This is a genomic window from Escherichia sp. HH41S, from assembly GCF_009820115.1.
In the GTDB taxonomy this organism is placed as follows: Bacteria; Pseudomonadota; Gammaproteobacteria; order Enterobacterales; family Enterobacteriaceae; genus Escherichia; species Escherichia coli_F.
Genome location: NZ_VNXE01000061.1, coordinates 335,356 through 353,319, shown reverse-complemented (window position 1 = coordinate 353,319; position 17,964 = coordinate 335,356). Strand labels below are relative to the sequence as shown.

General features: G+C 52.0%; 19 protein-coding genes and 1 riboswitch. Of the genes, 10 read left to right on the top strand and 9 right to left on the bottom strand.

Features of this window, described 5'->3' with window-relative positions; genetic code table 11:
* Window positions 1–9: 9 nt before the first annotated feature.
* From ftsL to ilvI, 7 genes are all read right to left on the bottom strand, one after another.
* Window positions 10–375: a cell division protein FtsL gene (ftsL, locus tag FQZ95_RS11400; protein WP_000625658.1), complete on the bottom strand. Its 366-nt coding sequence runs from the start codon at window positions 373–375 to the stop codon at window positions 10–12.
* Complete coding sequence (rsmH, locus tag FQZ95_RS11395; protein ID WP_000970479.1) at window positions 372–1,313, bottom strand: 16S rRNA (cytosine(1402)-N(4))-methyltransferase RsmH; 942 nt, start codon at window positions 1,311–1,313, stop codon at window positions 372–374. Before rsmH ends, ftsL begins: the two co-directional genes overlap by 4 nt.
* A 1-nt stretch (window position 1,314) precedes the next feature.
* Entirely contained in the window at window positions 1,315–1,773 is a 459-nt protein-coding gene (gene mraZ, locus FQZ95_RS11390; protein ID WP_001295770.1) for a division/cell wall cluster transcriptional repressor MraZ, read from the bottom strand.
* A gap of 600 nt (window positions 1,774–2,373) precedes the next feature.
* Window positions 2,374–3,378, bottom strand: coding sequence for a catabolite repressor/activator (gene cra, locus FQZ95_RS11385; RefSeq protein ID WP_000762400.1), 1,005 nt, complete (start codon window positions 3,376–3,378; stop codon window positions 2,374–2,376).
* A gap of 81 nt (window positions 3,379–3,459) precedes the next feature.
* Window positions 3,460–3,546, bottom strand: coding sequence for a hypothetical protein (locus tag FQZ95_RS11380; protein WP_032160836.1), 87 nt, complete (start codon window positions 3,544–3,546; stop codon window positions 3,460–3,462).
* Between the two features lie 11 nt (window positions 3,547–3,557).
* Window positions 3,558–4,049, bottom strand: coding sequence for an acetolactate synthase small subunit (gene ilvN / locus FQZ95_RS11375; RefSeq protein WP_105277281.1), 492 nt, complete (start codon window positions 4,047–4,049; stop codon window positions 3,558–3,560).
* A 2-nt stretch (window positions 4,050–4,051) separates the two neighbouring features.
* Window positions 4,052–5,776, bottom strand: a complete 1,725-nt coding sequence (gene ilvI, locus FQZ95_RS11370; RefSeq protein ID WP_105277280.1) for an acetolactate synthase 3 large subunit — start codon at window positions 5,774–5,776, stop codon at window positions 4,052–4,054.
* 117 nt (window positions 5,777–5,893) lie between these two features.
* On the opposite strand from ilvI, the gene FQZ95_RS26825 reads away from it, so the two are divergent.
* The gene (locus FQZ95_RS26825) at window positions 5,894–5,938 is read left to right on the top strand and encodes a hypothetical protein (RefSeq protein ID WP_175565144.1); all 45 of its coding nucleotides are present in this window, start codon (window positions 5,894–5,896) and stop codon (window positions 5,936–5,938) included.
* A 154-nt stretch (window positions 5,939–6,092) separates the two neighbouring features.
* Here the strand turns inward: FQZ95_RS26825 and leuO are convergent, their stop codons facing one another.
* Window positions 6,093–7,037, bottom strand: coding sequence for a transcriptional regulator LeuO (leuO, locus tag FQZ95_RS11365; RefSeq protein WP_001361829.1), 945 nt, complete (start codon window positions 7,035–7,037; stop codon window positions 6,093–6,095).
* 658 nt (window positions 7,038–7,695) lie between these two features.
* On the opposite strand from leuO, the gene leuL reads away from it, so the two are divergent.
* From leuL to leuD, 5 genes are all read left to right on the top strand, one after another.
* A complete protein-coding gene (gene leuL / locus FQZ95_RS11360) occupies window positions 7,696–7,782 on the top strand; it encodes a leu operon leader peptide (RefSeq protein ID WP_001300467.1) in 87 nt (28 codons plus the stop codon).
* A 92-nt stretch (window positions 7,783–7,874) separates the two neighbouring features.
* Window positions 7,875–9,446: a 2-isopropylmalate synthase gene (gene leuA, locus FQZ95_RS11355; protein WP_000082846.1), complete on the top strand. Its 1,572-nt coding sequence runs from the start codon at window positions 7,875–7,877 to the stop codon at window positions 9,444–9,446.
* The gene (leuB, locus tag FQZ95_RS11350; protein WP_105277279.1) at window positions 9,446–10,537 is read left to right on the top strand and encodes a 3-isopropylmalate dehydrogenase; all 1,092 of its coding nucleotides are present in this window, start codon (window positions 9,446–9,448) and stop codon (window positions 10,535–10,537) included. The genes leuA and leuB overlap by 1 nt, the downstream gene beginning before the upstream one ends.
* A gap of 2 nt (window positions 10,538–10,539) precedes the next feature.
* Window positions 10,540–11,940: a 3-isopropylmalate dehydratase large subunit gene (leuC, locus tag FQZ95_RS11345; protein WP_160530195.1), complete on the top strand. Its 1,401-nt coding sequence runs from the start codon at window positions 10,540–10,542 to the stop codon at window positions 11,938–11,940.
* Window positions 11,941–11,950: 10 nt separating this feature from the next.
* Window positions 11,951–12,556: a 3-isopropylmalate dehydratase small subunit gene (gene leuD / locus FQZ95_RS11340; protein ID WP_000818231.1), complete on the top strand. Its 606-nt coding sequence runs from the start codon at window positions 11,951–11,953 to the stop codon at window positions 12,554–12,556.
* Window positions 12,557–12,663: 107 nt separating this feature from the next.
* Here the strand turns inward: leuD and sgrT are convergent, their stop codons facing one another.
* Window positions 12,664–12,795 (bottom strand): glucose uptake inhibitor SgrT, encoded by a 132-nt coding sequence (gene sgrT / locus FQZ95_RS11335; RefSeq protein ID WP_001248764.1) that lies wholly within the window; start codon window positions 12,793–12,795, stop codon window positions 12,664–12,666.
* An 88-nt stretch (window positions 12,796–12,883) separates the two neighbouring features.
* Here sgrT and sgrR point away from each other — a divergent pair, with 88 nt between their 5' ends.
* From sgrR to thiQ, 4 genes are all read left to right on the top strand, one after another.
* Window positions 12,884–14,539 carry a DNA-binding transcriptional regulator SgrR gene (gene sgrR, locus FQZ95_RS11330; RefSeq protein ID WP_001353463.1) on the top strand — a complete coding sequence of 552 codons (1,656 nt, stop codon included), beginning with the start codon at window positions 12,884–12,886 and terminating at the stop codon, window positions 14,537–14,539.
* A 33-nt stretch (window positions 14,540–14,572) separates the two neighbouring features.
* A riboswitch (TPP riboswitch) is annotated at window positions 14,573–14,672 on the top strand.
* Window positions 14,673–14,702: 30 nt separating this feature from the next.
* Window positions 14,703–15,686 carry a thiamine ABC transporter substrate binding subunit gene (gene thiB / locus FQZ95_RS11325; protein ID WP_001355216.1) on the top strand — a complete coding sequence of 328 codons (984 nt, stop codon included), beginning with the start codon at window positions 14,703–14,705 and terminating at the stop codon, window positions 15,684–15,686.
* The gene (gene thiP / locus FQZ95_RS11320) at window positions 15,662–17,272 is read left to right on the top strand and encodes a thiamine/thiamine pyrophosphate ABC transporter permease ThiP (protein WP_000235672.1); all 1,611 of its coding nucleotides are present in this window, start codon (window positions 15,662–15,664) and stop codon (window positions 17,270–17,272) included. The genes thiB and thiP overlap by 25 nt, the downstream gene beginning before the upstream one ends.
* Window positions 17,256–17,954: a thiamine ABC transporter ATP-binding protein ThiQ gene (thiQ, locus tag FQZ95_RS11315; RefSeq protein WP_000916288.1), complete on the top strand. Its 699-nt coding sequence runs from the start codon at window positions 17,256–17,258 to the stop codon at window positions 17,952–17,954. Before thiP ends, thiQ begins: the two co-directional genes overlap by 17 nt.
* Window positions 17,955–17,964 lie beyond the last annotated feature (10 nt).

Below are 17,964 nucleotides of genomic sequence, written 5' to 3'. Positions count from 1 at the left end.
CGTTTATCCTTATTTTTGCACTACGATATTTTCTTGTGACGGATCAACATGCTGCATTTGCAGCTTTTCCGTGGCGATCCTTTCCACCCGGCTATGGTCGCCGAGCGCATTCTCTTCAAGGATCAGGTTGCGCCATTCAATGTCTAAAGCATCTCGCTCCAGCACCAGTTGTTCGCGCTGAGCGGTCAGCAAACGGGTGTGGTGCGCCGTGGTTACCACGGTCACCGCCGTCAAAATAATGCAAATGAACAGGCAGAGTGGCAGCTTCCCAAATCGCAATAGATCGTCACCGATAACACCAGGCAATGCATGGCGCTCGTGGCTTCCCATCGATCCTTTAACTTTGCTTAGAGCTTCTGTCACTCTGCTGATCATGCGTTCGTCCTCTCTGCAATACGCAGAACTGAACTACGGGCACGAGGGTTCTCAGCCACCTCTTCTTCGCCCGGCATTAACTTGCCTAGTGCTCGCAGCTGACGGCCACCCAGTTTTTTGAGCTGCTCTTCAGTCATCGGTAACCCTGCCGGAACTTGCGGACCGCGGCTGTTTTCACGCATAAAGCGCTTCACAATGCGGTCTTCCAGCGAGTGGAAGCTGATAATTGAAAGCCGCCCCCCCGGGGCCAGCACGTTGAGCGAGCTTTTTAGCGCCTGCTCTATCTCCTCCAGTTCACTGTTTACCCAAATGCGCACCGCCTGGAAGGTACGGGTCGCGGGATGTTTAAACTTATCTTTCACCGGCGTTGCGGCAGCCACGACTTCCGCCAGTTCTTTGGTGCGGGTCATCGGCTGTTCGCGGTTTCGCTCGACAATGGCACGGGCAATGCGTTTGGCAAAACGCTCTTCGCCGTAGGTTTTCAATACCCAGGCGATATCAGCTTCTTCTGCGGTTTGCAGCCACTCAGCAGCGGATTGGCCGCGGGTTGGGTCCATACGCATGTCCAGCGGGCCATCGCGCATAAAGGAAAAGCCGCGTTCAGCATCATCAAGTTGCGGTGAAGAGACGCCAAGATCGAGGAGAATGCCGTCGATCTTGCCGATAAGATCGCGCTCGGCAACATATTCGCCCAGCGCGGAGAAAGGTCCGTGGATGATGGAGAAGCGCGGATCATCAATAGTCTTCGCAACGGCGATAGCCTGCGGGTCGCGATCGATCGCCAGCAAACGCCCCTCTTCGCCAAGCTGCGAGAGGATCAGACGTGAGTGACCACCGCGACCAAAAGTCCCATCAATGTAGATGCCATCAGGACGGATATTGAGGCCATTAACGGCTTCATCCAGCAGCACCGTAGTATGTTTATAGTTTTCCATCATTTTATAGAGACAAGTCCTGCAGTCGCTCCGATAAGTCTCCAGTAGCCAACTGCTCTGCGTCGATATCTTCCTTGACCTGTTGATGCCAGGTTGTTTCATCCCACAGCTCAAACTTGTTGAACTGTCCAACCAGCATCACTTCTTTTGTCAGACCGGCATGTTGCCGCAGTACTGGCGCGATTAACAATCGACCGGCGCCATCCATCTGACATTCGCTGGCATGACCTAACAGAAGGCGCTGCACACGGCGCTCAACCGGGTTCATGCTCGACAGACGCGATAATTTTTGCTCGATAATTTCCCATTCAGGCAGGGGGTAAAGCAGCAGGCACGGGTGATGAATGTCAATGGTGCAAACCATTTGACCGGCAGCGTTCTCAAGCAGCTGTTCCCGATAACGGGTAGGCACTGATAAGCGCCCTTTGCTGTCGAGATTGACTAACGTTGCTCCCCGGAACATGCCAGCCTCACCCCTTATTCCCACTTTGCCCCACAATTTCCCACTGAAAGGAGTTTACGGAGCGGAGGAAAAGCTTGTCAAGCCAGTCACAAGGCATACCGAGGTAAAAAACCCGATGTTTACGGCTAATATCAGCGTTGTTTATTTTACGTCCAACGTGCGAAGCAAATTAACGTTATGAATAGCTGTAAGAAAAAATCCCTCATCGTCATCACCGTTTTAAAATGACTAACTATTTTCCACAGCAAATATAAAGTGTCAGTTTGCGACGCGAGCGGCATTTTAGGACATATCTTCCCCGGTTAACAGTCCCTGTTGCGTCTGTGTGGCGCTTGATGCCAGCAGGTTTGCGCAAAAGCAAAGAAAAGTGTTTGTTAAATCGGCAATTCATCTCTGCATGTAACAAAATAATGCAAAAACGCTCTGTCAATATTGCTTAATTATTGTGAATTTCAGCAGGTGAGTTAATTAATGGGCGGGTTTAAAAGCATTTATCAATAATAGCCAGGAATAGTCTTATTTACTTTAAGGATATTGATGTCCATTCCCGTACTCGACGCGCCAATGAGAAATTCACTGGCGCGTATTTTTGTTCGCGGCTTAGTTACGGCTGAGCACGCCGCGGCGATAGAGATTACGTTTAATGCGCGTTAACCCAGGTTTTGGCTTACGCGGTTCGTCCAGGCTTGCCAGGACAATTTCCAGCACACGCTCTGCGACATCGCGGTGACGTTGAGCCACTGCCAGCACCGGGCACTGTAAGAAGTCGAGCAGTTCGTTATCGCCAAAGGTGGCAATTGCCAGGTCAGAAGGCAGTTTGCCATCGCGACGCAGCGTGACATCCATCACCCCTTGCAACAACGCAAACGACGTTGTGAACAGCGCCTGCGGCATCGGATGCGTTTCCAGCCATTTTTCGAATAACTGGGCAGCCGCCTCCCGCTCATAACTGTTGGCATAAAGGAAATGCACTTCGCGCGGATCATCTTTCCAGGCAGTACGGAAACCTTGCTCACGCAAGAAGCTCACAGAAAGCTCCGGCAGCGCGCCAAGATAAAGCACCGTCTCGGCGGGAAACTTACGTAACTCTTCCGCCAGCATTTCGGCATCATCCTGATCGGCACCAACCACGCTGGTGAAGTGTTCACGATCGAGGGCGCGGTCCAGCGCGACAATCGGGAACGGGTCGTTAGCCCAGCGTTGATAAAAAGGATGCTCTGGTGGCAACGACGTCGAAACAATAATGGCATCAACCTGACGCTGTAGAAGATGCTCAATACAACGCATTTCGTTGTCTGGCTGATCTTCTGAGCAAGCAATCAGCAGTTGATAACCCCGTTGCCGCGCCTGACGTTCAAGATAATTAGCGATGCGGGTATAGCTGGTGTTCTCCAGATCGGGGATCACAAGACCAATAGAACGTGTGCGTCCAGCACGAAGCCCAGCTGCCACGGCGTTCGGGTGGTAATTGTGCTCACGCACCACAGCCATGACTTTTTCAACGGTTTTGTCGCTCACACGGTATTGCTTCGCTTTGCCGTTAATAACATAGCTTGCAGTGGTCCGCGACACTCCCGCTAGCCGAGCGATTTCATCCAGTTTCACAATTGCCCCTTGCGTAAAATGTAAAAACCATAGCCATTGTACTGGTATGGGTTAAATTCATTAACATCTAAGCGCAGAAAATTAACTGCGGCAACTGCTTTTATTCCAGGTTCCCACTGAATTCGCAAAAAAAGCCCAACGTGACATGTTGGGCTGCAAATTGCGCATTGAGATCATTCTCAACGCATTATTTTATCGCCGCGCGAAAGTCCAACTACACCAGAGCGAGCAACTTCCACAATTTTCGCCACATCGCGAATCGATGTTAAAAATGCATCAAGCTTATCGCTGGTGCCTGCCAGTTGGACGGTGTAAAGCGATGGCGTGACATCGATGATTTGCCCACGAAATATTTCCGTATTGCGCTTCACTTCGTCACGTCCGTAGCCGCTGGCCTGAATTTTCACCAGCATAATTTCCCGCTCGACGTGCGCCCCCTGCCCCAGCTCGCTCACGCGCAAGACATCGACCAGTTTGTGTAATTGCTTTTCGATCTGCTCAAGCACTTTTTCATCGCCCACGGTCTGGATGGTCATACGCGATAATGTCGGATCGTCGGTGGGCGCAACGGTCAGGCTTTCAATGTTGTACCCACGTTGGGAAAAAAGGCCAATCACGCGGGATAACGCGCCTGATTCATTTTCGAGTAAGACTGATAATATCCGGCGCATAATCAGGTTCTCTCCGTTTTGCTTAACCACATTTCATCCATTCCGCCCCCGCGAATCTGCATCGGGTAGACGTGCTCACTGCCATCGACGGTAACATCAACAAAGACCAGACGATTATTGCGCACCTGTTCCAGCGCCTCGCTAAGTTTGCTTTCCAGCTCTTGCGGATGAGAAATCTGGATCCCAACATGCCCATAGGCTTCCGCCAGACGGACGAAATCGGGTAGCGATTGCATATAAGATTGTGAATGACGGCCGGAATAGATCATGTCCTGCCACTGCTTCACCATCCCCAGATAGCGATTATTGAGATTCACCACCAATACCGGCAACTCGTATTGCAAGGCGGTAGACAGTTCCTGAATGTTCATCTGAATACTGCCGTCACCAGTGACGCAAACCACGGTTTCTTCTGGCAGCGCCATTTTGACGCCCAGTGCCGCAGGTAAACCAAACCCCATCGTGCCGAGGCCACCAGAGTTAATCCAGCGACGCGGTTTGTCGAAAGGATAATAAAGTGCGGCGAACATCTGGTGCTGCCCGACATCAGACGTCACGTAAGCGTCCCCCTTCGTCAGCCGCCAAAGAGTCTCGATAACCGCCTGCGGTTTAATCTTTTCACTGTGAATATCGTATTTCAGGCACTGACGAGCACGCCACTGTTCAATCTGCTGCCACCAATCGCGGATCTCATCCAGCGGTTGATGGGCGGATTCTTGCGACAGGAGTTCAAGCATTTGTTCAAGGACCTGGCGGGCATCTCCAACAATCGGGATATCAGCAGTCACGGTTTTAGAAATGGAGGTAGGATCAATATCGATATGCAAAACCGTGGCATTTGGGCAGTACTTTGCCAGATTGTTCGTCGTTCGATCATCAAAACGTACCCCGACGGCAAAAATCACATCCGCGTTATGCATCGTCATATTGGCTTCGTAGGTGCCGTGCATTCCCAGCATGCCCAGTGCCTGACGATGCGTTGCCGGAAACGCCCCCAGCCCCATTAATGAGGAAACAACGGGCAGATTCAACGCCTCCACCGTGTCTTTCAGCTGCTGATGGCAGCCCGCCGTGATTGCCCCGCCGCCTACATAGACAACCGGTTTTTTTGCCGCCACCAGCGTTTGCAGAGCGCGCTTAATTTGCCCTTTATGCCCAGTGGTTGTGGGATTGTAAGAACGCATACTGACTGCTTCCGGCCAGGCATACGGTAATTTTTTTGCCGGATTCAGGATATCTTTTGGTAGATCGACCACCACAGGTCCTGGACGACCACTTGCCGCCAGCCAGAAGGCTTTTTTCAACACCTGAGGAATATCTTCTGTCTGTTTGACCAGAAAACTGTGCTTCACCACCGGGCGGGAAATCCCCACCATGTCACACTCCTGAAAGGCATCGTAGCCTATCAACGAAGTTGCTACCTGCCCGGAAAGAACAACCAAGGGAATGGAGTCCATATAAGCGGTGGCGATGCCGGTAATCGCATTGGTCGCCCCTGGCCCCGATGTTACCAGCACGACGCCGACTTCCCCGGTCGCGCGTGCCAGACCATCGGCCATATGCACCGCCGCCTGCTCATGACGAACTAATACATGATCGATACCACCCACGGTATGCAATGCATCGTAAATATCAAGGACCGCGCCTCCGGGATAACCGAATACTTGTTTAACGCCCTGATCGATAAGCGATCGGACGACCATCTCGGCTCCAGACAACATCTCCATGGCCTGCCTCACTGTTTAACGGAAAAATGTGTAAAACACATTAACCGCCCGATCTTGCTTAAGCAATTGGCAGCCAGAGACATAAATACGAGGTAATAAGAATAAACAGGAGGAAAGGTGAAAAGAAACGATAAAATCCTCCATTACGGAGGATTAAATTGATAATAAATCGGCTAAATCCCACAACTTACAGCAATTTCTCTATTTTTTTAATTAATCCTAAAATAGTGAACTCACACATTCAGAATAAAATTCTATATTCAATAAAAAATACAGAATAAATCAGACATCAATGCCTGACCTATTCTGCATCCAGTTAGCGTTTGCAAATTGAGACTAATTGCTCTTCCATCCACTGATGGCCTTTGTCGCGCCCGGCAGCTTCATGCCAGGAGAGATAACAGGTTCTGCTATTTTGTTTTAATGGCAGCGGTAATACCTGTAACTCTAAAGATTCAGCGAACTCTTCAGCCAGCCAACGCGGCGCAATAGCGACCAGATGCGTTTGCGACACCACGCTCAGTACACTCATCATTGCCATGCCCTGATACGCGATACTGGCTTGTTTATCTACCGTGTCATACCATGGTTGACTAAATGACGCGAAACGATCGAGCGAAACTGCCGCATGTTGTTCGTTATAAACATCATGTTTCAGTAACGGGCCTTTAATTGTTGGATGATTTTTGCTGGCTACCAGCACCATTTCATCTTTAAATAATGGCACACTGGTAAATTCAGGACGATGGAAGTCTTCATAACTAATCACAAACTCCGTTTCCTGATAACGCAGTTGATGTTCAGTGTTCTGATTTAATGAAGACTTGAACATAACATGTATATTTGGCGCAGTTTGCTCAATGTGATTATAAATCTGCGAGGTCAGAATGCTGTCTAACGGACTGCAAACACAAAGATGAAATACACGTTCACTGCTCGCGGGTTCAAAACCTGAACCTGGCAATTCATTTTGTACTAATTGCAATGCCTGACGAACTGAACCAAAAAGTTGAAATGCGCGAGCAGTCGGTTGAATGCCACGGCCATAACGAACAAAAAGCTCGTCATTAAACATCACCTTCAGGCGTGCAACCGCGTTACTGACCGCAGGTTGCGACATCCCCAGAACATGAGCGGCACGGGTGATGTTTTGCTCCTGCATCACGGCATCGAAAACGGTTAATAAGTTGAGATCGACCATGCGTAGCTGTGGCTTGCTTAACTCCGCCGTCTCTGGTTGATCTGTTTGTACCTCTGGCATACTTAACTCCACTGTCACACTTAACTCCCTTTCCCTTATTGGAATGCAGAGAAATAATCCTCGAGAATATGATTTATCATGCATATAAAATAAGAAAAAGGAAAATGAGAAAAATTAGGAAAACATAAAGATACGGGTTCTTATAAAAACAGAACCCATTGCCGAGTAAAGAGTCATTTACCGCAGCATAATAATCCATAATGTTTTTGTTGCGAAAACAATCTAATCATAACTACCGCGAATACTCAATCATCCACAAAATGGATTAAATGTGCTTTTTTAATAATTAATTTATATGTTTAATGCATTAATTCTTAACATTAATTGAACAATAATATTCACCAAATGAATATCAAAAAATTAGCAAAACATATAATTCAATACAAATCATCATGATAGGTTTTGTAACGCGTGCATTTTATCCCCCTTTTCCTCGTTGATTAGATGCAAAAATTTATTCTGAAATATGTCAACCGATGAAAAGCGTCGGTGGTTAAGCAGAAATTAATATCGCTTGTTTTAACCACCGCAGCACAATTAGCTAATTTGACGAATGCAGAACTCACTCTGGCGGAACGTTTTTGTTGCGTCAGGGTTGACATCCGTTTTTGTATCCAGTAACTCTAAAAGCATATCGTATTCATCTGGAGCTGATTTAATGACTCACATCGTTCGCTTTATCGGTCTACTACTACTAAACGCATCTTCTTTGCGCGGTAGACGAGTGAGCGGCATTCAGCATTAAGCCAGCACGCAGTCAAACAAAAAACCCGCGCCATTGCGCGGGTTTTTTTATGCCCGAAGCGAGGCGCTCAAAAAGAGACAAGGACCCAAACCATGAGCCAGCAAGTCATTATTTTCGATACCACATTGCGCGACGGTGAACAGGCGTTACAGGCAAGCTTGAGTGTGAAAGAAAAACTGCAAATTGCGCTGGCCCTTGAGCGTATGGGTGTTGACGTGATGGAAGTCGGTTTCCCCGTCTCTTCGCCGGGCGATTTCGAATCGGTGCAGACCATCGCCCGCCAGGTCAAAAACAGCCGCGTATGTGCGTTAGCTCGCTGCGTGGAAAAGGATATCGACGTGGCAGCTGAATCTCTGAAAGTTGCCGAAGCCTTCCGTATCCATACCTTTATTGCCACTTCGCCAATGCACATCGCCACCAAGCTGCGCAGCACGCTGGACGAAGTGATCGAACGCGCTATCTATATGGTGAAACGCGCCCGTAATTACACCGATGATGTTGAATTTTCTTGCGAAGATGCCGGACGCACACCCATTGCCGATCTGGCGCGCGTGGTTGAAGCGGCGATTAATGCCGGTGCCACCACCATCAACATTCCGGACACCGTGGGCTACACCATGCCATTTGAGTTCGCCGGAATCATCAGCGGCCTGTATGAACGCGTGCCTAACATCGACAAAGCCATTATCTCCGTACATACCCACGACGATTTAGGCCTGGCAGTTGGCAACTCACTGGCGGCGGTACATGCCGGAGCGCGCCAGGTGGAAGGTGCAATGAATGGGATCGGCGAGCGAGCCGGTAACTGTTCGCTGGAAGAAGTGATCATGGCGATCAAAGTACGTAAGGATATTCTTAACGTTCATACCGCCATTAATCACCAGGAAATATGGCGCACCAGCCAGTTAGTTAGCCAGATTTGTAATATGCCGATCCCGGCAAACAAAGCCATTGTTGGCAGCGGCGCATTCGCACACTCCTCCGGTATCCACCAGGATGGCGTGCTGAAAAACCGCGAAAACTACGAAATCATGACACCAGAATCTATTGGTCTGAACCAAATCCAGCTGAATCTGACCTCTCGTTCCGGTCGTGCGGCAGTAAAACACCGCATGGATGAGATGGGGTATAAAGAAAGTGAATATAATTTAGACAATTTGTACGATGCCTTCCTGAAGCTGGCGGACAAAAAAGGTCAGGTGTTTGATTACGATCTGGAGGCGCTGGCCTTCATCGGTAAGCAGCAAGAAGAGCCGGAGCATTTCCGTCTGGATTACTTCAGCGTGCAGTCTGGTTCTAACGATATTGCCACTGCCGCCGTCAAACTGGCCTGTGGCGAGGAAGTTAAAGCGGAAGCTGCCAACGGTAATGGTCCGGTCGATGCCGTCTATCAGGCGATTAACCGCATCACTGACTATAACGTCGAACTGGTGAAATACAGCCTGACCGCCAAAGGTCACGGTAAAGATGCGCTGGGTCAGGTGGATATTGTCGCCAACTACAACGGTCGCCGCTTCCACGGCGTCGGCCTGGCCACCGATATTGTCGAGTCCTCCGCCAAAGCCATGGTGCACGTACTGAACAATATCTGGCGCGCCGCAGAAGTCGAAAAAGAGTTGCAACGCAAAGCTCAACACAACGAAAACAACAAGGAAACCGTGTGATGTCGAAGAATTACCATATTGCCGTTTTACCCGGAGATGGGATCGGGCCGGAAGTGATGACCCAGGCACTGAAAGTGCTGGATGCCGTGCGTAACCGCTTTGCGATGCGTATCACCACCAGCCATTACGATGTAGGCGGCGCAGCCATTGATAACCACGGGCGGCCGCTGCCGCCTGCGACGGTTGAAGGTTGTGAGCAAGCCGATGCCGTGCTGTTTGGCTCGGTGGGCGGCCCGAAATGGGAACATTTGCCGCCAGACCAGCAACCAGAACGCGGCGCGCTGTTGCCTTTGCGTAAGCACTTCAAATTATTCAGCAACCTGCGTCCGGCAAAACTGTATCAGGGGCTGGAAGCATTCTGTCCGCTGCGTGCTGACATTGCCGCTAACGGCTTCGACATCCTGTGCGTGCGCGAACTGACCGGTGGCATCTATTTCGGTCAACCAAAAGGCCGCGAAGGTAGCGGACAATATGAAAAAGCGTTTGATACCGAGGTGTATCACCGTTTTGAGATCGAGCGCATTGCCCGTATCGCGTTTGAATCTGCCCGCAAGCGTCGTCGCAAAGTCACCTCAATCGACAAAGCCAATGTGCTGCAATCCTCTATTTTATGGCGGGAGATTGTTAACGAGATCGCCACGGAGTATCCGGATGTCGAACTGGCGCATATGTACATCGACAACGCTACCATGCAGCTGATTAAAGATCCGTCGCAGTTTGACGTACTGCTGTGCTCCAACCTGTTTGGCGACATTCTGTCTGATGAATGCGCGATGATCACAGGCTCGATGGGCATGTTGCCTTCCGCCAGCCTGAACGAGCAAGGTTTTGGTCTGTATGAACCGGCGGGCGGCTCGGCACCCGATATCGCAGGCAAAAACATCGCCAACCCGATTGCACAAATTCTGTCGCTGGCGCTGCTGCTGCGTTACAGCCTGGATGCCGATGATGCGGCTTCCGCCATTGAACGCGCCATTAACCGCGCGTTAGAAGAAGGCATTCGCACCGGGGATTTAGCCCGTGGCGCTGCCGCCGTTAGTACCGATGAAATGGGCGATATCATTGCCCGCTATGTGGCAGAAGGGGTGTAATCATGGCTAAGACGTTATACGAAAAATTATTCGACGCTCACGTAGTGTACGAAGCCGAAAACGAAACCCCGCTGTTATATATCGACCGTCATCTGGTACATGAAGTGACCTCACCGCAGGCGTTCGATGGTCTGCGCGCCCACGGTCGCCCGGTACGTCAGCCGGGGAAAACCTTCGCCACCATGGATCACAACGTCTCGACTCAGACTAAAGACATTAATGCCTGCGGTGAGATGGCGCGCATCCAGATGCAGGAACTGATCAAAAACTGCAAAGAGTTTGGCGTCGAACTGTATGACCTGAATCACCCGTATCAGGGGATTGTCCACGTAATGGGGCCGGAACAGGGCGTCACCTTACCAGGAATGACCATTGTCTGCGGCGACTCACATACCGCCACCCACGGGGCGTTTGGTGCACTGGCCTTTGGTATCGGTACATCCGAGGTCGAACACGTACTGGCAACGCAGACCCTGAAACAGGGGCGCGCGAAAACCATGAAAATTGAAGTCCAGGGCAAAGCTGCGCCGGGCATTACCGCGAAAGATATTGTGCTGGCGATTATCGGTAAAACCGGCAGCGCTGGCGGTACCGGGCATGTGGTGGAGTTTTGCGGCGAAGCAATCCGTGATTTAAGCATGGAAGGTCGTATGACCCTGTGCAACATGGCAATCGAAATGGGCGCAAAAGCCGGTCTGGTTGCGCCGGACGAAACCACCTTTAACTATGTTAAAGGCCGTCTGCATGCGCCGAAAGGTAAAGATTTCGACGACGCCGTTGCCTACTGGAAAACTCTGCAAACCGACGAAGGCGCAACTTTCGATACCGTTGTCACTCTGCAAGCAGAAGAGATCGCCCCGCAGGTAACATGGGGAACTAACCCCGGTCAGGTGATCTCCGTGAACGACAACATTCCCGATCCGGCTTCGTTTGCCGATCCGGTTGAACGCGCGTCGGCAGAAAAAGCGCTGGCCTATATGGAGCTGAAACCGGGTATTCCGCTGACCGAAGTGGCTATCGACAAAGTGTTTATCGGTTCCTGCACCAACTCGCGCATTGAAGATTTACGCGCGGCTGCTGAAATCGCCAAAGGCCGGAAAGTCGCACCAGGCGTGCAGGCACTGGTGGTTCCCGGCTCTGGCCCGGTAAAAGCACAGGCGGAAGCGGAAGGTCTGGACAAAATCTTTATTGAAGCTGGTTTTGAATGGCGTTTACCCGGTTGCTCAATGTGTCTGGCGATGAACAACGACCGCCTGAATCCGGGTGAGCGTTGTGCCTCCACCAGCAACCGTAACTTTGAAGGCCGCCAGGGGCGTGGCGGGCGCACGCATCTGGTCAGCCCGGCAATGGCTGCCGCTGCTGCTGTGACCGGACATTTCGCCGACATTCGCAACATTAAATAAGGAGCACACCATGGCAGAGAAATTTATCAAACACACAGGCCTGGTGGTTCCGCTGGATGCCGCCAATGTCGATACCGATGCAATCATCCCGAAACAGTTTTTGCAGAAAGTGACCCGTACAGGTTTTGGCGCGCATCTGTTTAACGACTGGCGTTTTCTGGATGAAAAAGGCCAACAGCCAAACCCGGACTTCGTGCTGAACTTCCCGCAATATCAGGGCGCTTCCATTTTGCTGGCACGAGAAAACTTCGGCTGCGGTTCCTCGCGTGAGCATGCGCCGTGGGCATTGACTGATTACGGTTTTAAAGTGGTGATTGCGCCGAGTTTTGCTGACATCTTCTACGGCAATAGCTTTAACAACCAGCTGCTGCCGGTGAAATTAAGCGATGCAGAAGTGGATGAGTTGTTTGCGCTGGTGAAAGCCAATCCGGGGATTCATTTTGATGTGGACCTGGAAGCGCAAGAGGTGAAAGCGGGAGAGAAAACTTATCGCTTTACCATCGATGCCTTCCGCCGCCACTGCATGATGAACGGTCTGGACAGCATCGGCCTGACTCTGCAGCACGACGACGCAATTGCGTCTTATGAAGAGAAGCAACCGGCGTTTATGCGTTAGTTTGTACACCGTCCCGCTCTCAATCGCCAAAAAGAAAAAAGCCAGCAGATAATCACTGCTGGCGTGGCGATTAACACCAATACTCAGTCACACATGATGTCCGCAAATCAGTAGTCAGAATGACTCCCCTCCCACTGCATCAGTTCTTCAAGCATAGTTAATCGTTGTGGGGCGCTTAACCAACGCAACCAGCACAACTTCGCTGTCGCGGTAAAATAGTGCTGATAAAACTGACGCATGGGGCACCTCCTTGCTTCATCGTTAGGAATTATTGACTTAATATAGGGAAAATAAAATTGCTGACTTTTGCGCAGGAGTTCCCCTTTTATGCCATCTGCTCGTCTGCAACAACAGTTCATCCGCCTGTGGCAATGCTGCGAGGGTAAATCGCAGGACACAACGCTCAACGAACTAGCAGCGTTATTGAGCTGCTCCCGTCGTCATATGCGCACCCTGCTCAATACCATGCAGGATCGCGGCTGGCTGACGTGGGAAGCGGAAGTCGGGCGCGGTAAACGCTCACGTTTAACATTCCTCTATACCGGGCTGGCGCTTCAGCAACAGCGGGCGGAAGACTTACTGGAGCAGGATCGTATCGATCAGTTGGTGCAACTGGTTGGCGACAAAGCGGCTGTGCGGCAAATGTTGGTTTCTCATCTGGGGCGTACCTTCCGCCAGGGGCGGCACATCCTGCGCGTTCTCTACTATCGTCCGTTGCGCAATCTGCTGCCCGGCAGTGCATTGCGCCGTTCCGAAACCCATATCGCCCGGCAAATCTTCAGTTCGCTAACGCGCATAAATGAGGAAAATGGGGAACTGGAAGCAGACATCGCCCACCACTGGCAGCAAATATCACCGCTTCACTGGCGCTTCTTTTTGCGTCCAGGAGTCCATTTTCACCATGGTCGTGAACTGGAAATGGACGATGTGATCGCCTCTTTAAAACGAATCAATACGCTTCCGCTCTATTCACATATTGCGGACATTGTGTCGCCGACGCCCTGGACGCTGGATATCCATCTCACGCAACCGGACCGCTGGTTACCGTTACTGCTGGGGCAAGTTCCGGCGATGATCCTGCCACGAGAATGGGAAACCCTCAGTAACTTTGCCAGCCATCCCATCGGCACCGGTCCGTATGCGGTGATCCGCAACAGCACCAATCAACTGAAAATTCAGGCATTCGATGACTTCTTCGGTTACCGGGCATTAATCGACGAAGTTAACGTCTGGGTTCTGCCGGAAATTGCCGACGAGCCAGCCGGCGGTCTGATGCTAAAAGGTCCACAGGGCGAGGAAAAAGAGATTGAAAGTCGGCTGGAGGAAGGTTGCTACTATTTACTGTTCGACAGCCGCACCCACCGTGGGGCGAATCAGCAAGTCAGGGACTGGGTAAGTTATGTGCTTTCTCCAACTAATCTGGTCTATTTCGCCGAGGAACAATACCAGCAACTCTGGTTTCCGGCTTATGGACTGCTCCCCCGCTGGCATCATGCCCACCCGGCGCAGTGCGAAAAACCTGCCGGGCTGGAAAGCCTCACCCTGACCTTTTATCAGGATCATATTGAGCATCGGGTGATTGCCAGGATCATGCAGCAGATTCTGGCAAGTCATCAGGTCACACTTGAAATTAAAGAGATCAGCTATGATCAGTGGCACGAAGGAGAGATCGAGAGCGATATCTGGCTTAACAGCGCCAACTTTACGCTGCCGCTGGATTTTTCGCTGTTCGCGCACTTGTGCGAGGTGCCGCTGCTCCAACACTGTATTCCGATCGACTGGCAAGCCGACGCCGCCCGCTGGCGCAATGGCGAAATGAACCTGGCGAACTGGTGCCAGCAACTGGTCGCCAGCAAAGCAATGGTGCCGCTCATCCACCACTGGCTGATCATTCAGGGGCAACGCAGTATGCGCGGCCTGCGCATGAACACTCTCGGCTGGTTCGATTTTAAATCCGCGTGGTTTGCGCCACCGGATCCATGATTGCTGGTTGATAACAAAATCACTACACTAACGCCGTTCTCAACGGGGTGCCACGCAGACGCGTGCGCTGAGAAAATACCCGTCGAACCTGATCCGGATAACGCCGGCGAAGGGATTTGAGGCTCCTTCTCAAGTCCTTTGCCACTCTTCTTTGAGGTGCAAAGTGTTAAAAAAATATCTTCCCCTGCTGTTGCTCTGTACAGCACCCGCTTTCGCTAAACCCGTTCTGACTGTTTATACCTACGATTCCTTCGCCGCCGACTGGGGGCCAGGTCCGGTGGTGAAAAAAGCCTTTGAAGCCGACTGTAATTGCGAACTGAAACTGGTGGCGCTGGAAGATGGCGTTTCGCTTCTCAACCGTCTACGGATGGAAGGCAAAAACAGCAAAGCCGATGTGGTGCTGGGGCTGGATAACAATCTGTTAGATGCCGCCAGCAAAACCGGGCTGTTTGCTAAAAGCGGTGTGGCAGCAGATGCGGTAAATGTACCCGGCGGCTGGAATAATGACACTTTCGTCCCGTTTGATTACGGTTATTTCGCCTTCGTCTATGACAAGAACAAACTGAAAAATCCGCCGCAAAGCCTGAAAGAGCTGGTTGAAAGCGATCAGAACTGGCGAGTGATTTATCAGGATCCACGTACCAGTACGCCGGGCCTGGGCCTGTTGTTGTGGATGCAAAAAGTCTATGGCGATGACGCCCCACAAGCCTGGCAGAAACTGGCGAAGAAAACGGTCACGGTCACCAAAGGCTGGAGCGAAGCCTACGGCCTGTTCTTAAAAGGCGAAAGCGATCTGGTACTGAGTTACACCACCTCTCCGGCTTATCACATTCTCGAAGAGAAGAAAGATAACTACGCCGCCGCGAACTTCAGCGAAGGTCACTATTTGCAAGTGGAAGTCGCCGCCCGCACCGCTGCCAGCAAACAGCCGGAGCTGGCGCAAAAATTCCTCCAGTTTATGGTTTCTCCGGCTTTTCAGAATGCGATCCCAACCGGCAACTGGATGTATCCGGTGGCAAACGTCACGCTGCCTGCCGGTTTTGAAAAATTGACCAAACCGGCAACCACGCTGGAGTTCACGCCAGCCGAGGTGGCGGCACAACGTCAGGCATGGATTAGCGAATGGCAACGCGCCGTCAGCCGTTAATTCCCGGCTGGTTAATTCCAGGCGTAAGCGCCGCTACGCTTGTGGTGGCGGTTGCACTGGCGGCATTTCTCGCCCTGTGGTGGAACGCGCCGCAGGGTGACTGGGTGGCAATCTGGCAGGACAGCTACCTGTGGCATGTGGTGCGCTTCTCCTTCTGGCAGGCGTTTCTCTCGGCGCTGCTCTCTGTCGTACCCGCGATATTCCTCGCCCGCGCGCTCTATCGCAGGCGCTTTCCGGGTCGGCTGACGCTGTTGCGTCTGTGCGCAATGACCTTGATCCTCCCGGTGCTGGTTGCTGTTTTCGGCATTCTTAGCGTCTATGGTCGCCAGGGCTGGCTGGCATCACTCTGCCAATCGCTCGGTCTGGAGTGGACCTTTTCGCCCTACGGCCTGCAAGGTATTTTGCTGGCGCACGTATTTTTTAATCTGCCGATGGCGAGCCGCTTATTACTCCAGGCACTGGAAAACATTCCCGGCGAACAACGTCAACTTGCCGCCCAGCTTGGGATGCGCGGCTGGCATTTTTTCCGCTTCGTCGAATGGCCGTGGTTACGGCGTCAAATCCCGCCGGTTGCCGCGCTTATCTTTATGCTCTGTTTCGCCAGCTTCGCCACCGTGCTATCGCTGGGCGGCGGTCCGCAGGCGACCACTATCGAGCTGGCAATCTATCAGGCGCTGAGTTACGACTACGATCCCGCCCGCGCGGCGATGCTGGCGCTGATCCAGATGGTTTGTTGCCTTGGGCTGGTGCTGTTGAGTCAGCGACTAAGTAAGGCCATTGCGCCCGGCACCACGCTGCTGCAAGGCTGGCGCGACCCGGACGATCGTCTGCATAGCCGCATTTGCGACACGGTGTTAATTGTGCTGGCGCTGTTGCTGTTGCTGCCACCGTTACTGGCGGTGCTCGTCGATGGGATAAATCGCCAGTTGCCGGAAGTGCTGGCGCAGCCGGTGCTGTGGCAGGCACTGTGGACCTCGTTGCGTATTGCGCTGGCGGCAGGCGTATTATGCGTAGTGCTGACCATGATGCTGCTATGGAGCAGTCGCGAATTGCGGGCACGGCAAAAAATGCTGGCGGGTCAGGCGCTGGAGATGAGCGGAATGCTGATCCTCGCCATGCCGGGGATTGTGCTGGCAACGGGCTTCTTTTTACTGCTCAACAACACCATCGGCCTGCCACAATCTGCTGACGGCATCGTGATTTTCACCAATGCGTTAATGGCCATCCCTTACGCACTGAAAGTGCTGGAAAACCCGATGCGCGATATCACCGCGCGTTACAGTATGTTGTGTCAGTCGCTGGGGATTGAAGGCTGGTCGCGCTTAAAAGTGGTGGAACTGCGCGCCCTGAAACGTCCGCTGGCGCAGGCGCTGGCCTTTGCGTGTGTGCTGTCGATTGGTGATTTTGGCGTGGTGGCGTTGTTCGGTAACGATGATTTCCGTACCCTGCCGTTTTATCTCTACCAGCAAATTGGCTCCTATCGTAGCCAGGACGGCGCGGTCACCGCGTTAATTCTGCTGCTACTCTGTTTTCTGCTGTTTACTGTGATTGAAAAACTACCGGGGCGAAATGTTAAAACTGACTGATATCACCTGGCTTTACCACCATTTGCCGATGCGTTTTAGCTTAACGGTGGAACGCGGCGAGCAGGTGGCGATCCTCGGGCCAAGCGGCGCGGGTAAAAGTACCCTGCTGAATTTGATCGCCGGTTTTCTGACGCCAGCCAGCGGTTCGCTGACTATCGATGGTGTTGATCACACCACGACGCCGCCGTCACGCCGTCCGGTGTCGATGCTGTTTCAGGAGAACAACCTGTTCAGCCACCTGACGGTCGCGCAGAACATTGGGCTGGGGCTAAATCCAGGCTTGAAACTGAACGCGGCGCAGCAGGAGAAAATGCACGCTATTGCCCGTCAGATGGGGATTGATAATTTAATGGCGCGGTTACCGGGCGAGCTTTCCGGCGGTCAGCGTCAGCGAGTGGCGTTAGCGCGTTGTCTGGTACGCGAACAGCCCATTTTATTGCTCGATGAACCGTTCTCTGCGCTCGATCCGGCGTTACGTCAGGAGATGCTGACGCTGGTGAGCACGAGCTGCCAGCAGCAAAAAATGACGCTATTGATGGTGTCGCACAGTGTGGAAGATGCGGCGCGGATCGCCACACGCTCGGTGGTGGTCGCTGACGGGCGCATCGCCTGGCAGGGTAAGACTGAAGAATTGTTGAGCGGTAAGGCGAGTGCTTCGGCAATATTGGGGATTACGGGTTAGTATGCACTGT

Coding starts and splice junctions, on each gene's coding strand:
- ftsL (WP_000625658.1), bottom strand. CDS start 375: ATGATCAGCAGAGTGACAGAAGCTCTAAGCAAAGTTAAAGGATCGATG.
- rsmH (WP_000970479.1), bottom strand. CDS start 1,313: ATGATGGAAAACTATAAACATACTACGGTGCTGCTGGATGAAGCCGTT.
- mraZ (WP_001295770.1), bottom strand. CDS start 1,773: ATGTTCCGGGGAGCAACGTTAGTCAATCTCGACAGCAAAGGGCGCTTA.
- FQZ95_RS11380 (WP_032160836.1), bottom strand. CDS start 3,546: ATGCGCAATTTGCAGCCCAACATGTCACGTTGGGCTTTTTTTGCGAAT.
- ilvN (WP_105277281.1), bottom strand. CDS start 4,049: ATGCGCCGGATATTATCAGTCTTACTCGAAAATGAATCAGGCGCGTTA.
- ilvI (WP_105277280.1), bottom strand. CDS start 5,776: ATGGAGATGTTGTCTGGAGCCGAGATGGTCGTCCGATCGCTTATCGAT.
- leuO (WP_001361829.1), bottom strand. CDS start 7,037: ATGCCAGAGGTACAAACAGATCAACCAGAGACGGCGGAGTTAAGCAAG.
- leuL (WP_001300467.1), top strand. CDS start 7,696: ATGACTCACATCGTTCGCTTTATCGGTCTACTACTACTAAACGCATCT.
- leuA (WP_000082846.1), top strand. CDS start 7,875: ATGAGCCAGCAAGTCATTATTTTCGATACCACATTGCGCGACGGTGAA.
- leuB (WP_105277279.1), top strand. CDS start 9,446: ATGTCGAAGAATTACCATATTGCCGTTTTACCCGGAGATGGGATCGGG.
- leuC (WP_160530195.1), top strand. CDS start 10,540: ATGGCTAAGACGTTATACGAAAAATTATTCGACGCTCACGTAGTGTAC.
- leuD (WP_000818231.1), top strand. CDS start 11,951: ATGGCAGAGAAATTTATCAAACACACAGGCCTGGTGGTTCCGCTGGAT.
- sgrT (WP_001248764.1), bottom strand. CDS start 12,795: ATGCGTCAGTTTTATCAGCACTATTTTACCGCGACAGCGAAGTTGTGC.
- sgrR (WP_001353463.1), top strand. CDS start 12,884: ATGCCATCTGCTCGTCTGCAACAACAGTTCATCCGCCTGTGGCAATGC.
- thiP (WP_000235672.1), top strand. CDS start 15,662: ATGGCAACGCGCCGTCAGCCGTTAATTCCCGGCTGGTTAATTCCAGGC.
- thiQ (WP_000916288.1), top strand. CDS start 17,256: ATGTTAAAACTGACTGATATCACCTGGCTTTACCACCATTTGCCGATG.